21 protein-coding genes are annotated in these 12929 nt (G+C 68.3%); 1 reads left to right on the top strand and 20 read right to left on the bottom strand.

Annotated features, from left to right (window positions below; genetic code table 11):
* Positions 1-11: 11 nt before the first annotated feature.
* The 15 genes from NJ4_RS00450 to NJ4_RS00380 form a co-directional block, all read right to left on the bottom strand.
* Positions 12-401, bottom strand: a complete 390-nt coding sequence (locus NJ4_RS00450; protein WP_067428538.1) for a hypothetical protein — start codon at positions 399-401, stop codon at positions 12-14.
* An 8-nt stretch (positions 402-409) separates the two neighbouring features.
* Complete coding sequence (locus NJ4_RS00445) at positions 410-748, bottom strand: hypothetical protein (RefSeq protein ID WP_067428537.1); 339 nt, start codon at positions 746-748, stop codon at positions 410-412.
* 88 nt (positions 749-836) lie between these two features.
* The gene (locus tag NJ4_RS00440) at positions 837-1430 is read right to left on the bottom strand and encodes a phage tail tube protein (RefSeq protein WP_067428535.1); all 594 of its coding nucleotides are present in this window, start codon (positions 1428-1430) and stop codon (positions 837-839) included.
* 325 nt (positions 1431-1755) lie between these two features.
* Positions 1756-2142: a hypothetical protein gene (locus NJ4_RS00430; protein ID WP_067428530.1), complete on the bottom strand. Its 387-nt coding sequence runs from the start codon at positions 2140-2142 to the stop codon at positions 1756-1758.
* Positions 2139-2378 carry a hypothetical protein gene (locus NJ4_RS00425; protein ID WP_067428528.1) on the bottom strand — a complete coding sequence of 80 codons (240 nt, stop codon included), beginning with the start codon at positions 2376-2378 and terminating at the stop codon, positions 2139-2141. The genes NJ4_RS00430 and NJ4_RS00425 overlap by 4 nt, the downstream gene beginning before the upstream one ends.
* A gap of 5 nt (positions 2379-2383) precedes the next feature.
* Entirely contained in the window at positions 2384-2731 is a 348-nt protein-coding gene (locus tag NJ4_RS00420) for a hypothetical protein (RefSeq protein WP_067428525.1), read from the bottom strand.
* Positions 2728-3252: a hypothetical protein gene (locus NJ4_RS00415; RefSeq protein WP_067428523.1), complete on the bottom strand. Its 525-nt coding sequence runs from the start codon at positions 3250-3252 to the stop codon at positions 2728-2730. Before NJ4_RS00415 ends, NJ4_RS00420 begins: the two co-directional genes overlap by 4 nt.
* A gap of 3 nt (positions 3253-3255) precedes the next feature.
* Positions 3256-3423 carry a hypothetical protein gene (locus tag NJ4_RS25415; RefSeq protein ID WP_157550512.1) on the bottom strand — a complete coding sequence of 56 codons (168 nt, stop codon included), beginning with the start codon at positions 3421-3423 and terminating at the stop codon, positions 3256-3258.
* Positions 3424-3428: 5 nt separating this feature from the next.
* On the bottom strand, positions 3429-4769 hold the full coding sequence (locus tag NJ4_RS00410) for a phage major capsid protein (protein ID WP_067428520.1): 1341 nt from the start codon (positions 4767-4769) through the stop codon (positions 3429-3431).
* Positions 4770-4787: 18 nt separating this feature from the next.
* The gene (locus NJ4_RS00405; protein WP_067428517.1) at positions 4788-5576 is read right to left on the bottom strand and encodes an HK97 family phage prohead protease; all 789 of its coding nucleotides are present in this window, start codon (positions 5574-5576) and stop codon (positions 4788-4790) included.
* Positions 5577-5585: 9 nt separating this feature from the next.
* Positions 5586-6896, bottom strand: a complete 1311-nt coding sequence (locus NJ4_RS00400) for a phage portal protein (RefSeq protein WP_067428514.1) — start codon at positions 6894-6896, stop codon at positions 5586-5588.
* A complete protein-coding gene (locus tag NJ4_RS00395) occupies positions 6896-7090 on the bottom strand; it encodes a hypothetical protein (RefSeq protein ID WP_067428511.1) in 195 nt (64 codons plus the stop codon). The genes NJ4_RS00400 and NJ4_RS00395 overlap by 1 nt, the downstream gene beginning before the upstream one ends.
* A 13-nt stretch (positions 7091-7103) precedes the next feature.
* The gene (locus NJ4_RS00390) at positions 7104-8801 is read right to left on the bottom strand and encodes a terminase (protein WP_157550509.1); all 1698 of its coding nucleotides are present in this window, start codon (positions 8799-8801) and stop codon (positions 7104-7106) included.
* On the bottom strand, positions 8749-9225 hold the full coding sequence (locus tag NJ4_RS00385) for a terminase small subunit (protein ID WP_067428505.1): 477 nt from the start codon (positions 9223-9225) through the stop codon (positions 8749-8751). The genes NJ4_RS00390 and NJ4_RS00385 overlap by 53 nt, the downstream gene beginning before the upstream one ends.
* A gap of 126 nt (positions 9226-9351) precedes the next feature.
* Positions 9352-9642, bottom strand: a complete 291-nt coding sequence (locus tag NJ4_RS00380) for a hypothetical protein (protein WP_067428502.1) — start codon at positions 9640-9642, stop codon at positions 9352-9354.
* A gap of 33 nt (positions 9643-9675) precedes the next feature.
* On the opposite strand from NJ4_RS00380, the gene NJ4_RS00375 reads away from it, so the two are divergent.
* The gene (locus NJ4_RS00375; protein ID WP_067428499.1) at positions 9676-10011 is read left to right on the top strand and encodes a hypothetical protein; all 336 of its coding nucleotides are present in this window, start codon (positions 9676-9678) and stop codon (positions 10009-10011) included.
* 63 nt (positions 10012-10074) lie between these two features.
* Here NJ4_RS00375 and NJ4_RS00370 read toward each other — a convergent pair whose 3' ends face one another.
* Genes NJ4_RS00370 through NJ4_RS00355 form a run of 5 tightly spaced genes read right to left on the bottom strand, consistent with a single transcriptional unit; the run spans position 10075 to position 12926 of the window.
* The gene (locus tag NJ4_RS00370; RefSeq protein ID WP_067428496.1) at positions 10075-10785 is read right to left on the bottom strand and encodes a DUF7341 domain-containing protein; all 711 of its coding nucleotides are present in this window, start codon (positions 10783-10785) and stop codon (positions 10075-10077) included.
* Complete coding sequence (locus NJ4_RS25410) at positions 10782-10940, bottom strand: hypothetical protein (RefSeq protein ID WP_157550507.1); 159 nt, start codon at positions 10938-10940, stop codon at positions 10782-10784. The genes NJ4_RS00370 and NJ4_RS25410 overlap by 4 nt, the downstream gene beginning before the upstream one ends.
* On the bottom strand, positions 10937-11587 hold the full coding sequence (locus NJ4_RS25405) for a hypothetical protein (RefSeq protein ID WP_067428494.1): 651 nt from the start codon (positions 11585-11587) through the stop codon (positions 10937-10939). Before NJ4_RS25405 ends, NJ4_RS25410 begins: the two co-directional genes overlap by 4 nt.
* Entirely contained in the window at positions 11584-12078 is a 495-nt protein-coding gene (locus NJ4_RS00360) for an HNH endonuclease (protein WP_067428492.1), read from the bottom strand. The genes NJ4_RS25405 and NJ4_RS00360 overlap by 4 nt, the downstream gene beginning before the upstream one ends.
* Positions 12075-12926, bottom strand: coding sequence for a hypothetical protein (locus NJ4_RS00355; RefSeq protein WP_067428489.1), 852 nt, complete (start codon positions 12924-12926; stop codon positions 12075-12077). The genes NJ4_RS00360 and NJ4_RS00355 overlap by 4 nt, the downstream gene beginning before the upstream one ends.
* Positions 12927-12929: the final 3 nt, after the last annotated feature.

Here is a 12929-nt window from a genome sequence, read left to right as displayed (position 1 = left end):
GGTGGCTCCTCTCAGAGTCGTTCGCCCGTGGGTGACCACCCGAGAAGGGCAGCCATGTCGTCGGTGGTCATCACGTCGGGACCGTTCTCCGACTTGTCCTGCTCTCCGTCGCCCTTGAGGTCGATCGGCTCCGGCTGGTTGATCCCGCGTTCGGCGTCCGGGGTCTGACGCCACAACCCGACGCGCAGGTGGTACTCGATGCTGTGCAGCAGCGAGACCTCGGGCGTGTACCACCACTCCGGGTTGGTCGCGCGGGCGACAGCTGAACCGGGTGGCAGGTTGGCCGCCAGGTCGGCGACCTCGTGCAGCGGGATCCCCGTCGCTCGGATGCCGGCCAGGGACAGGGAGTAGTAGCGGCGGAAGTCAGAGGCCAGCGGCCCACGGTGCTTGCCGAGCAGCACCGCGAGCCTCAGGAGTTTGGGTTACACCCCGTCATCAGATCCATGACGAACTGCGTGCCGGCCTCCATGGACACCCGCTGACTGTCGGGGTCCCGCAGACGGCGCAGTGCCTCCCTGGTCTGATCGGGGCCCAGGAGTCGACGCATCACGGACGGAAGCCGGGTGGGGTCCTCGTCCTGGTCGATCGTGTTCAGGTCGTCGAGGAGCTCGAAGTCGTCGAGGGCGTCGGTCGCGACCACATAGTCGTGGTCGTCGATCGTCACGGTGATCTCTTCGGGTGGCGCCTCGGCGGTCTTCTTCGGCTTCTTGTCTGCCGGCCGCTTGGCGCCCTTGGGGATGTCGGTCATGTTCGCTGGCCCTTCGGTGGTTGCTGGCCACTGGGTGGTGCACCCGGCGCGGGCGGGCCAGCGATGGAAACCCGCGCCGGGTGGTCTCTCAGGCGCCGTCGGCGACGTCGTCGTTCTGCAGGTAGATGTACTGGCGCTTGCCCTCGGCGTCCTTCAGGCAGGTGATCTGGCACTCGGTGGCCGACAGTGCGGTGTGCACCAGCGGGTCCTCGGCGGTGATCAGCGGGTGGCCGTTGGGGAGCACGCGGCGCATCCGCTTGCCCTTGTAGAACGCGTCGATGACGAAGACGCCCGGCTCCGGCTCGGCCCCGGTGTCTTCGATCGCGATCAGGGTGCCGACGGCGCCGGCGGCCGGGGTCACGACGACGTTGTCCGCGCCGAACAGGAACTCGGCCACGTCCTTGTTGAACACCTCGATCAGCTTGAAGGTGTAGCGCTTCACGCTGCCCTGGGTCTGCAGGGCTGCGACGTTGTCACCACCCCACGCGAACTGGTCCTCGGACGTGGCCGCGTCGCCGGTCGGCTGGACGCCGTCGACGTTGACGTACCCCAGGGGCACGAACGCGGGGTCGAGGGCGGCGCTGGCCGAGGTCGGCAGCGGGGTCCCCAGGGGTGCGCGGAGGATTCCACCGGTCGTCGCGTTGGGGGAGAACGCGGCGACGTTGCTCGCTGTCTGGCTCATTTCTTGTCTCCTTCATCAGAGTGCTGGCCCTGATCCGCAGCGGTCGCCGCTTCGGAGGCTGAGGTGTTGGCCGCCGGGCTGGTGAGGCGGGCGGCGTGGTACTTCTTCGCGGGCTTCCCTGCGCTCGTGACGCAGGGTTGGTAGCCGGTCTGTGCGCAGGTGGGGCACTGCAGGACAGCGATCGGCCGGGACGGGTCCAACGCTGGCAGCGTGACGCGGTCGCCAACGGTCGGTTGGGCGGCGTGGACCCACCCGGTCGCGAGCCAACGGTCTGCCTGCGAGTCGGGGACTTCCCTCTGCTGCTGCAGGGTGGGGTGCTTCAAGATCATGGGCTGACCTCCGTCAGGCTGGCTGTGAGCTGGGCGACGAACTGATACCTCGGAGACCGGGTGTCCGGGTCGGGGAGGTTCACCGGGTTCGTCAGCTGGATCTGAGACACCCACACCCCGGGGGCGATGAAGGAGTCCTGGCCGCCCCACAGCACGGCGTACGCCAGCCGCGCCAAGCCGAGCGCTGCAGTGTCGTCGGCGCCCCAGCATTCGACGATGACCCGGGCGTCGGACTGGATCAGGTTCCGCTCGTTGCCGCCGGCCGCGGTCACCCGGGTGTGGGCGGCTGGGCGGGGGTTCGGCACCTTCGTGGCCACCGTCATGTGCGAGGACAGCAACGTCACCACAGCGGCCTCGATGTCGGGCGGCGCGTAGATCGTCACTGACCGGCGTCCAGGTTCTTGATCAGACGCAGGTCGCGGAGCTCGTCGTTGCGACCGTCCGCACCGAAGACGCGTTGGAACGTCGTACGACCGTCGAACTCGGGCTCGGTGGCGTAATAGCCACCCCACTCCGAGTCGGCGTTGCAGGCGGCCGCGATCGCCTCGCCGCGGCCGTCGAGCAGGGCCGGGTTGTTGCGCAGCTGAGAGAAGGCTTCGTCGTTGAACTCGAGCTTCATGCCGCTCACCCCTCTGCTCGTTTGAGTTCGACGACGAGGCCGGCGGTGGGGTGCGCCCATGGGCCGTGCGTCCAGTCGTCGGGGCGGGTCTCGATGTCGTACTCGGTGCCGCCGAGCAGCACACGGTCCAGTTCGCCAGGGGCATTGCCGCCGGCCGGTGCGTAGACGGTCCACAGGATCAGGGACAGGTCGCGGTTCGGATCCGTGGTTCGATCCGAGGCGCCTGGGGCGTACCCGAAGACGGGCCAGCTGATCGGGTCGGCGTAGGTGATAACCGGGTTGCCGTGAGAGTCCTTGGCAGGGCCGTCCTGGCGGCGGCGAACCTGCAAGGTCGTCCTGGTGGGGATGCTCACGGCAGGGGGCCCAACGCGTAGCGGGCCATCGTCGTGGCCTTGTCGCGGTCAAGCCATGAGCTGAGGGTGGTCAGGTTGGTGCGGTCCTGGCTGAACGGACCAGCCTGGTCGCGGGTGACGCGGGGATCCAGCGCTTGCTCGGAGGCGATGGCCGCGATGGTGGGGTACAGGTCGCCCGGGCACTCTGCGTAGCCGTGGACCAGGTCGATCTCGAGGACACGGTCACAGCCCGGCCGAGGCATCCACAGGATGCCCTTGCTCTTGCGGACCCGCCACCCCTCGATGATCACGGGGTCGGTAGGGCGCGTGACGTCGCGGATCTCGGACACGGCCTTGACGAGCAAGGACGGGAGCTGGATCCGCTTGCCGGACCAGTCGACCTCCAGCGTCTCGGTCACCTCGGGGAACACGTGCCACCCGGCACGGCCACGCAGCTCGGATACTGCCGCGTTGATGGCCGCCTGGGTGAACGGTGCCCCGGGGTAGGTCTCGAGGTCGCCGGGGGTCGGCTGGTCCGCCATGACTCACTCCTTGTTCGGTGTGGTGGAGCGGGCCTTGTTGCGGGGGCGGGCGACCTTTGTCGTCACCGTCTTCGCTTCATCGGGCTCACCCGACCCGCCCTCCGGACGCTTGGGAGCGTCCTCGGGGCGGTATCGGATGCCGTCGACTACGACCATCTCGAAGTCAGTCATCGTCATCACGGGGTGACGGCGGGCTTGACCACGGTGAGGCGGTTCGGCTTCCAGATTGCCTGGGCCGCCGAGAGCTCGCCGCGGACGTAGTTGAGGTTCCGCTGTGCGTAGTCCTTGTGCTGGTTGAACACCAGGACCGAGAGACCCTCGTTGTCGAGCAGCGCGACCTGCTTCCAGTCGCCCAGGATCGCGTTGGTGTCGACCACGCGCTCCGAGGTGACGCGGGGGCGACCCCACAGGGTGGCCGGGCCCGAGCTGAACGGGCCACCGGAGAAGTACCGGCCCTCGAGGTCCTGCAGCAGGTCCATGGCCGCGTCCATCTCGGGCGACATGACGATGCCGGTGACCGTTCCGCCGGGAAGGCGGGTGATCTGCAGGATCGCCATCCGGATCGCGCGGATGAACGCCTTGGCCGTGGCCTCGGTGGGCATGCCGTCGGAGCCGACCGCCTCGGCGGTGTACTCGACCTGCTGGACCCCGGTGGTGGACAGGATGCCCAGCGGCTCACCGTTGGTGCCGGTGCCGTTGAGCAGCTTGTCCTCGATGAGGTTGTCCAGCGAGTACTTCAGCTCGTTGTTCATGTACGTCGCGAACGCCGGCGCGTTGGCCAGCAGTTTATTCGTGACGTCGTAGCCGTCGGCGTACGTGTACACCTTGGCGTCCGCGAGCTGGGTGGTCATGTCGCTGACCGGCTTGAGGTCCGCCTCGAGCGACTCGCTGGTCAGCTCTCCGACGATCTTCGCGTTGCGGGTCACGCCGGTGACCTGCACGTACTCGAAGTCGCCGTCGGTCTGACCGTGGTCGATCAGGTCCAGCAGGGTGAGGCGGTCACGGTCGACGAGGTCGATCGTGGGGAACCGCACCGGCTGCGTGTGGGCCTGCCCGAAGGTGAGGGTCTTGAGGCGGGTCTGGGCGAACGTGCCCCGCTCGCCGACCTTGACGCGCCCGATCGAGACCGGGGTGCCGCGACCAACGCCGTTGGGGAACTCCTTGCGGAACTCTCCGTAGGCCGCGGACTTGACGAACTTCTCGCCGAAGGACCGGATGTCGGCCATGTCCCCGCGGTCGGAGACCTCCCAGCCAGACGCCTTGGTGCCGGTGGCGCCGTCGTCGGGGGCGTCGCCGTCGACCGATGCGAGGTCCTTGAGCAGGGCCTGCGAGTCGGCGTCCTTCTTGGCCTGGTCGGACTCGCCCTTGAGGCGGAGCGCCTCGTCGTGCTTGCCCTGGAACTCCGTGCGCTCGGCCTCGGTCATCGCGCCGTCGGGGCCAGTCCCCTTGGCGGCGATGTCCTGAGCAGCCTTGGCAGCGGCCTGGGCCTGCTTGAGCAGGCTCTTCCACTTCTCCATGATGCTTCTCCTTCTGTGTCAGCCCGCGGTTGCGAGCTCGATGGACAGCAGCGCCGACAGTTCAGACGGGGACGCGTGCATGGGCTCCACGGACTTCGCCCCGTCGGGCGCCTCGTCCGCGGCCGGCTCACTCGCCTTGGCCTTCTCGTCGTTGCCTGCCTCGCCGTCGACGACGGTGAGGACATCTGTGATGTGCTTCGAGGCGGCGTCCAGGGACGCCTTGGCCTCGCGCAGTGTGGCCTGTGCGGCCGTGGAGACGGACAGCACTCGGCCACCCTTGGTGAACCGGGTCGCATGCTCGGCCGCCGCCTTCACGGCCAGCAGCTCGGTCTCCTGGTTGGCGCCGATGACGCAGGGCCCGACCTCGTGCAGCTTGACCCGACGCAGCTCGTACCAGTAGTCGTCGTCGGCCTCGACCCATGCCGCTTCGACGATGTCGTACGCGAACGAGAACTGCGTGACCCGCCGGCCCTCGAGGAGCCGGTAGGCCTGCTTGGCCTTCGGAGAAGCGGCGTCGTCGATGTCGAGCTGGGCGAGCACCTCAAGGCCCTGGTCAGTCTCCTTGGCCTCGATGACCTCACCGATGCACATCTCCGGGTCGGACATCTGGTGCGACCAGAACACGGGGATCGGGGTGCCCTTGGCTGCCCACTCAGCGAGCGTCTCAGCGAAGGCTCCGGGCATGACGATGTCGCCGTAGGAGTCCTTGTTCCCGAAGACGGAGACGACGGCACGGAACTGGCCCTCGGCCAGCCCGTCGGCTGTGCCCGCGGCCTTGACCTGCACGGGGCATGACTTGAACGGCATGTGGACCTCCTAGAGGCCAGTCGGGTTCGGACCGTCGCCGTTGTCGGCGTCGTCGGTGGTGGGTTCGCTGGCCGCTGGGTCGGTCTCACGCAGGTGCAGTGCGTAGGTCTTCGGTGTCGTGTTCTGTGATCCCGAGTCGTGGGGTGATGCCTGACCGCCGACGAGCACATTCAGCGGGGTAATCAGCTCGTCGCCGCCTTCGACCGGGGGCATGTTTCGCATCGAGCGGGCTTCGTTGCGGGCCATCCACGGGCCACCGACCGCGGTCGAGGTGGCCGCTGCCTGCTCGAGGAAGGAGCCGCGGAGCTTCACGTCGACGTTGGCCTCGAGGTAGTGCCCCTCGTCTCCGAACGCGGCGTCGAGGACCTGCTCCCACTCGGTGATGTACGGGCCGAGGTTCGGGCCGAACAGCATCTGCCGGAAGGCGTCGATGTTCGCGAACGTTCCCTCGCGGGCGCCGACGAGCTCGGGCGCGATGTGGAAGGCGGAGGCGACTTCGATGTCGGTAAGGGTGCGGCCCTGCATGAGCTCGAGGTCAACGGGCTTGAACGCGTCGAGCGTCTTGTACTCCATGCCGTCTTCGAGCATCGGTGTGCCGCCCTCGCGGCCACCGCCGGATTCAAAGTTCCTCCATCCGGAGATGAACCGCTCGCGGGCCTTGCCGTCGGCCGGCCATGCCGTGGGGCGGTGGATGTAGCCCGGGATCCGTGCACCGCGCGCGAGGACGCTGCGGCGGAAGTCGACACCCTCACTGGCCTCGTTGAGGATGTCCTTCAGGGTCTCCATGGGGCTGGTGCCGTTGCCGCCCCGGGTCGAGTAGCCGGCGTCGAAGAGGCAGGTCTCGGGGGCCAGGGTCCGCTTGGTGCCGTCCTTGGCGTAGACGACCACGCCATCGATCCGGTCGAGAGAGTCGGTGTGGAACTGGAACCGGCGCGCAGGGATGCGGTCCAGCCACGGGCGCCCCTCGTCGGTGCTGATGATGCAGCACCACCGGTCGTAGATCAGCCGGTCGACCAGCACGCCGTGCCAGAACCGGTACGGCGTCATCCGCGGCGCCGCCGACGGCTTGCGCAGCATCGCGGCGATCGGGTCGTCGGTGACCCGCTTACGCTCGGTCTCCGAGATCCGGGCGTAGTGGTTGATCGGGATAGAGGCGACGTTGCGAGCGATGTAGTCGACCACCTTGCGCACCGACGGCTGCGAGGCCCACACGGACTTGGCGTCGATGGACTCCATGAGCGTCATCGGCGGGTCGGCGACGTAGACGCTGGGCGACTGCTCCAACCAGTCGCCGAGCTGGCCCAGGGACTCGAACCGCATCAGGGCACCTGCACCCAGAGGACCTGGGACTCGGGCACGACCAGGACCCCGTCGACAGGCTTCTGAGACCCGACGTCCATGGCGTTGACGAGCTGCAGCGTGGTCCGGCCGGCGCGGTCGAGGGTGCCACTGACGACAGACTCGGTCGTTCCGACGACGACGCGCCGGCCCACGAATGGCTTGTAGTCGGTCATCGGGTGCCTCCGTTCACAGGACGAGTAGGTCGTTGTCTTCGTAGGCCGAGGTCTCCGGCGGGGGAGTGGGCCGGATCAGCAGGGCCAGGGCGCCGAAGAAGGCGACCAGTGGGGCCACGTCGGTGGGGGACTTGGCGCGATCGATGACGAACCGCTCACCCAGCGGCTTGAACACAGCTGTCGCGGCGGCCAGGTCGAGCGCTGGCTGCGGCAGGTGGCGTACGCCGACCTGCTTGCCGTCGTCGGTGACGGCGCCGGCGCGGACCAGGTCGAACACCTCGCCGGTCCAGCCGGCCAGGTCGTCGCCGGTCCAGTCGATGATGGGCGGGAGATCCAGCGGCATCCCGTCGGCGTCGACGACCCCGGCCTTGAGTTCCTTCATCAGGTTCGACACCGGCGCGCCCTTCGACTGCCCGGTGACTTCCTCGATCCGGTGACGGCGCTTCGGGTCCGCCAGCCACCCAGCCACCCAGTGCTGCCCAGCTCGAGCAGCGACGACCTCGGCCTGAGGCAGCCCGTCTGCACGGCGGCCGGCGAAGCTGATGTAGGTCATGGTCCGGTCGTGTGAGATGTCGATGCAGGCCTTGACCTGGCCGACGATCTTCGGAGGCTCGTCCTTCTTGGCCCGCTGCACCCACCGGCCGGCCTCCCAGGCGCCGGGCGGGAACGGTCCCTCGAGGGTTCCCTCGGACCACTGGCACAGGCACTCGGTGCGGAACACCCACTCGGGGTCTGTCGCACACGCGCTGGCCAGGGTGCGTTCGGTGATGGTGTATCCCATCGATGGGTTGGACTCGACCCAACCGTCGCGGTCGCGGACCGAACGCCCAGGCTTCGCTGACCACTCGAACAGGCCGAGCGAGTCGTCATCCTCGAGGAGGTCCTCGGCCTCGTCGGTGAAGTCCTCGAGCTGGTCGGCCTCGATGAGCTCGTCGGCCTCGTTCAGTCCGTCCGGATCGCCGACCGCGGCGTGAGCTTTCTGCCGGAGGAAACGCAGAACGATGCTGGTCGCGTCGCCCGCGTTCGACAACGCGAGGATGAGCGCCATCGACCGGGCCATGGTGGTCTTGGTGATGGAGCCCCACGCGTCCCAGGACTGGTGCTCGCGAAGCTCGTCGAGGAGGATCAAGTCACCGGAGAGACCGCGGCCCGCGCGGCGGTTGGCGGCCTTGACCTTGTACCGCTTCCGGTTCTTGAGGACCAGCGCCTTCTTGCCGTTGACCTGGACGACCTTGTCGAGCAGGTCGAACAGCTCAGGGCGGATCGGCTCGTCGGTCTCGTCGTCGACGTCGGTGACCAGGTCGACCGCGCCTTGCCAGACCTCTTCGGCGGTGTCGAGATCCTGCGCTGTGCCGAGCACGAGGTTGAGCCCGTAGACGTACATCATCCAGAGGGCCAGCACCTGCGAGAGGGTGCTCTTCCCGTTCTGCCTCGCCACGAGCACGACCACGGTTCGGAAGCGCAGCGTGTTGTCGGGCCGCAGCTCGAGCATGTGGACGAGCAGCCAGCACTGCCACGGCAGCAAGGTGATCTTCAGGATGTGCTCGGCGAAGTCGATCACCGAGTAGCCGAGGGTGTTCTGCTCCGTCTCGGGGGTCCGCGGCTCGAGCGGTCGCAGCGGTGGAGTGAAGACCCGCGGCGTCGTTGAGCCGTAGCGTTTAGGCGCCGGGTCGCGGGATGCCTTGCGAGAGGAGCGTGAGCTTGCTGCCACCCGTCGCACCTCCCGGTTGCTGAGGCTTCGCGGCTTCCAGTCGGGACCGGCCGGCCGGGGTGAGCCCGAGCGATTCGCAGTACTTCAAGTAGGTCGGCACCGACACGTTGTCGATCTGCGGGGGCTTGCCGGCGCCGTCGTTCTGGGCCGCCCACTTCAGGGCCGCCTCGCGGATCTCATGCTCGGTATCGATCTTGTTGGCCAGGTGGCGCAGTGCGGCGACGGCGCCCTGGTCGCGTTCGGTCAGCTCGGTGCCAGCTGCAGTGATCGCGAGCTCGGTCGCCGTGGCGACAGGGCCGAGCTCGACGGCCGGCTGCTTCGCTCGGCCAGCGCGACAGTCGGCGTCGCAGAACTTGCGGTTCGAGCGGGCGTCCTTCGGCAGGGGCTCGGAGCAGAACGCGCACCGGCGGCGTCGGGGGGCCATCGTGTCGTCCTCTCGCGCGCGCGACCCCCTCAAGGGGGCCGGGGGGAAACGAACTCGGCCCGGAGGTCAGGGCCGCCGGGCGGCTCGGCCTGAGACCGAGACGCCCCTACCCGCTGGTCGGGCTCTCTACCAGTCCTCGGAGACGGTGCCGAGGCCTCGAGGGCCGTCACCGTCGTCTGTGAGGGCTCCCTGGTTGCACCTGGCGTGCTCCTGCTGGAAGTTGGATGGGTCTTCGCGCAGCTCGGGGTTCGTGGCCCATGACTTCTTGTGGCCGGCGTTGAACGCGTCAGGTTCGCCGGCCTGGGCGTCGGCCTCGTAGTCGATGTCCATGCCGCACCGCATGCAGGGCTGCAGTCGCTGGGCCTTCAGGTTGGCCACGATCTGCTTGTACCGCCGTGAGCCGCGCGCCTGGGCCATCGGACGTCCTCCTGCATTCTCGGGACGAGAGCGGTGGAGCGGGCCTACCGTGGCGGGATGGAGCTCAAGGGGTACCGCGGCAAGGTCGCGTTCGACGGTCACAACGTCTTCATCAGCAAGCCGATGAGAGGCCAGGTGGTGATGCCGCTGCACTCGATCGCCACCGCCATGATCATCCCGGCAGGCATTGGGATGAAGGCGTTGAAGTTCACGGCGTCGGGGACACCGGATGCGCCGCTCGTTCAGCCCATGGGGAAGCACAAGACAGTCGCAGAGGACCCGTACGCAGTGACGTTCCGCTCGGGCCGAGCGGGAGAGTTTCAGCAGTTCATGCAGTCCGTGCTTGCTGCGCGGGCTCAACGTCCCTGAGACGGACGTGGTTGGGGTCGCTGAAGATGTCGGGGTCAGTATGACCTGCTCGGCGCCCATGGATCAAGCACTCTCGACCTGAGGGGCTGGCGTGTCGTTGGCCTTCGCTTCTCTGATGTGCTCGGCCAGCATCCCGATGGTGGTCGGATCCCACAGTGCGCGGCACTCCACGCACAGGGCTGTCTGGGCTGTCAGCTTCACCCGCAGGGAGTTCACGGCCTCGCAGATGGGGCAGGCCGCGAAGGGTCGGAAGGCTGGGGTGTCCCACCCGGACACGATGCGGGCCTGGTGCCACCAGCCTGAGAGGTCGTGCTCGAGGCGGTGGGTGAGGCAGCACCACGCGGATCCGGTGCGGCCGCCACGCAGGCCGGGCTGGCAGATGGGTGCGGAGGCGTGGAGTCCGTGGAGGTGACGCAGTGCGCGGAGGGTGCCGGAGCCCTTCACGGGTCGGTCGTTCTCGACGTCCCACACGTCGGCTGGGGTATTCGAGCCGAGGCGTTCGATCCAACGTGAGACCTCGTCGTCGATGAGCATCACCGTGTCGAGTGCCTCGATGCGGATCGCGGGGCGGGAGTGGCCACCGGTGCCGGCCTGGTCGCCGGAACCGGCAGGGGTTGCCTCGAGCAGTTGCATGACCAGGGCTGGGACACGGGTTACGTGGTGCTGGGTCCACGTGGTGCCGCCGCGGCGTACGACGTACGGCTCGCGGTGTGAGTGTGGCTGGGTGAGCTCGGCGAACATGGTGTGCACGTCGGGGGCCTGGTCCTGGGTCACTGCTGTCCCTCCGGGGTGTGGTGCTTGCACTTCTTGGCGTGCTCGGTCGCAGCTGCACGGGCGCGGGGCTCGGTGGTCTCCCACACCACCCAGCCCTTGGCCTGGCAGGTGAACGCATGGCCACCTGCCTCGAGGGTGTGAAGGAAGCCGGTCACAGGAGCACCACCATGAGCGTCACCAAGGCGGTGAGGAGGAGGCTGGCAGCAGCAAGCATGTGCCGCAGACGCAGGGTGCCCGCTGGCTCCGGCCTGGGCGCCGACGGGATCGTCAGCGGGGCACGCCGCTCGGGCGGCGCCGGGCGGTGCTCGAGGGTGACCATGTTCGGGGCCGGGACGACCGCGACCGCCCGGTTGGAGGCCATGTCCACCGCGGTGTCGTCCGTCGCGCCCCCGCATCGGAGGCGGAACGCGATCTCCTCGAGGTCCTGCAATCGCCACGACTTGAGGTAGTCGTCGCGGCGGATTGTGACCTCGGCGCCTTCGGGACCCGTGGAGCGGCGGGCTTCGTAGAGGCTGCGTCGCTCTTGGGCTTGCTGCTCGAGGAGGTTGTTGGTGGAGCGTTGGGCCTCGAGGGTGCTCCTGAGCACGTCCATGCGCTTCTCGTGCTCCTCGCGCAGTCGTGTGATCTCCGCCTGGTGCTCCTCACGGCTGACGTCGAGCTGGATGCGGTGGTATTCGGCGCTGCCTCGGACGAGGTCCTCCGCCGCCCTGAACATCTCCCAAGGCACGGTGCGGCGGTTCGCGAAGCGCTCACGGAACAACTCCAGCTGGCGGGCGAACGGATCGATGACGGGTTCGGTCATGGCGTGACCCACTCTGCAGACGCGTAGGTGCCGGTGGCGGTGAGAAGGACGGTGGCGCCGCCTGCGACAAGGACTGGGGTGGATGCGGGGTCGCCGTGTTGGGGGACGAGCCAGCCGTTGGCCAGGGCGAGGGTGCGCTGGGACTCGATGAGGCCGTGGCAGGTCGAGGGGTCTTCGTTGCCGGTGCCGCAGACGAGGAGCAGGTTGCACGGGGAGTTCGTGGCCGGGTCGCTGGAACCTCCGGCACCGCGGGGCCGTCTGTGGTGCACGGCGTGGGCCTGGGTCCACCCGTTCCCGTCGTGCAGCTGGCGGCCGCAGACCTCGCAGCACCACCCAGCACGGGCGTACACGAGACCTCGGACAGTATTCGACGGGCCGGTGTTCTTGCGGCGGCCGGCGACCGTCTTCTGGGCGTTGGGGCGCTTCCTGGTCATCGGCGTACGACGCAACTCGGTACGTCGGGTCATCGCGGTGCGGCGGAGGCTGGTCATCGGTCACCACCGACCTTGGCGTCAGCTGCGCAGGAGCTGCAGTTGCCGGACGGGGTGAGGCGGGTGCCGTGGACGTCGCAGAGGCGCTGGGCGACGAGGGCGAGGCGTTGGCCCGGGGGCGGCATGGCTTCCCAGTTGCCGAGGAACGCTGAGGCGTACGTCGGGGCCGGGGTGCGGAGGGTGGCCAGGGCGTTGTCGACGAGTGCCTGGTCGCCGTGCTCGGTGACGCAGGTGGTGATGCGGTCGAGCTTCTCGGTGGGGAGGTCCCAGCGGAGGCCACGGAGTGGGGTGTGCTGGGCGAGTTTGGTCGCGAGGATCGCGACGGGGCCGGGGAGGTCGGTTGTGGTGTGCGAATCGACTGCTGCTGCCGCGTCTGCTGCGGCAGCAGCAGTGGGGTCGGGTACGGGCCGGGTCGGGGTAGAGCGAACGTTTTCCGAACTTCGGTCTTTGTTCGCGCGAACATCTTCCGAACCATCCTCTGAATCGCCCGTCGTTCCGGCATTCTTGGGGCCCTTCTTCGCGCGCAGCTTGCGCATACGCTCTCGGGCTGCTTCACGGTCGGACTCCTTGTCGCTCGACGTCGGCTGGTATTCAGCCCAGTCGTGGAACAAATAACCGGTGTCGGTCACCTCCCACAACGTCACGTCGACCAGGCGCTTCGCGTCAGCCTTCGTGCCGCCGAGCTCCTCGATCATGTACGCCGGGACGTGCCCGTCGGTCTCCTGCTTCGCAGCCCAGGTGCCCGCCAGGGTCCACAGGCCAACCGAGCGCATGCGAGCAGCACCGCGAGGGAGTGCGAGGACCTTCGGGTGGCTCCCGAAACTGTCATCGGTCTTGAACCAAGCCATCGG

The sequence above is a fragment of the Nocardioides jensenii JCM 1364 = NBRC 14755 genome, from assembly GCF_001552535.1.
Lineage (GTDB): Bacteria > Actinomycetota > Actinomycetes > Propionibacteriales > Nocardioidaceae > Nocardioides > Nocardioides jensenii.
The sequence above is the reverse complement of the archived record's forward strand: the minus strand, read 5'-3'. Positions and strand labels throughout refer to the sequence as shown.

Coding starts and splice junctions, on each gene's coding strand:
- NJ4_RS00445 (WP_067428537.1), bottom strand. CDS start 748: ATGACCGACATCCCCAAGGGCGCCAAGCGGCCGGCAGACAAGAAGCCG.
- NJ4_RS00440 (WP_067428535.1), bottom strand. CDS start 1,430: ATGAGCCAGACAGCGAGCAACGTCGCCGCGTTCTCCCCCAACGCGACG.
- NJ4_RS00425 (WP_067428528.1), bottom strand. CDS start 2,378: ATGAAGCTCGAGTTCAACGACGAAGCCTTCTCTCAGCTGCGCAACAAC.
- NJ4_RS00415 (WP_067428523.1), bottom strand. CDS start 3,252: ATGGCGGACCAGCCGACCCCCGGCGACCTCGAGACCTACCCCGGGGCA.
- NJ4_RS25415 (WP_157550512.1), bottom strand. CDS start 3,423: ATGACTGACTTCGAGATGGTCGTAGTCGACGGCATCCGATACCGCCCC.
- NJ4_RS00410 (WP_067428520.1), bottom strand. CDS start 4,769: ATGGAGAAGTGGAAGAGCCTGCTCAAGCAGGCCCAGGCCGCTGCCAAG.
- NJ4_RS00405 (WP_067428517.1), bottom strand. CDS start 5,576: ATGCCGTTCAAGTCATGCCCCGTGCAGGTCAAGGCCGCGGGCACAGCC.
- NJ4_RS00400 (WP_067428514.1), bottom strand. CDS start 6,896: ATGCGGTTCGAGTCCCTGGGCCAGCTCGGCGACTGGTTGGAGCAGTCG.
- NJ4_RS00395 (WP_067428511.1), bottom strand. CDS start 7,090: ATGACCGACTACAAGCCATTCGTGGGCCGGCGCGTCGTCGTCGGAACG.
- NJ4_RS00385 (WP_067428505.1), bottom strand. CDS start 9,225: ATGGCCCCCCGACGCCGCCGGTGCGCGTTCTGCTCCGAGCCCCTGCCG.
- NJ4_RS00380 (WP_067428502.1), bottom strand. CDS start 9,642: ATGGCCCAGGCGCGCGGCTCACGGCGGTACAAGCAGATCGTGGCCAAC.
- NJ4_RS25405 (WP_067428494.1), bottom strand. CDS start 11,587: ATGACCGAACCCGTCATCGATCCGTTCGCCCGCCAGCTGGAGTTGTTC.
- NJ4_RS00360 (WP_067428492.1), bottom strand. CDS start 12,078: ATGACCAGCCTCCGCCGCACCGCGATGACCCGACGTACCGAGTTGCGT.
- NJ4_RS00355 (WP_067428489.1), bottom strand. CDS start 12,926: ATGGCTTGGTTCAAGACCGATGACAGTTTCGGGAGCCACCCGAAGGTC.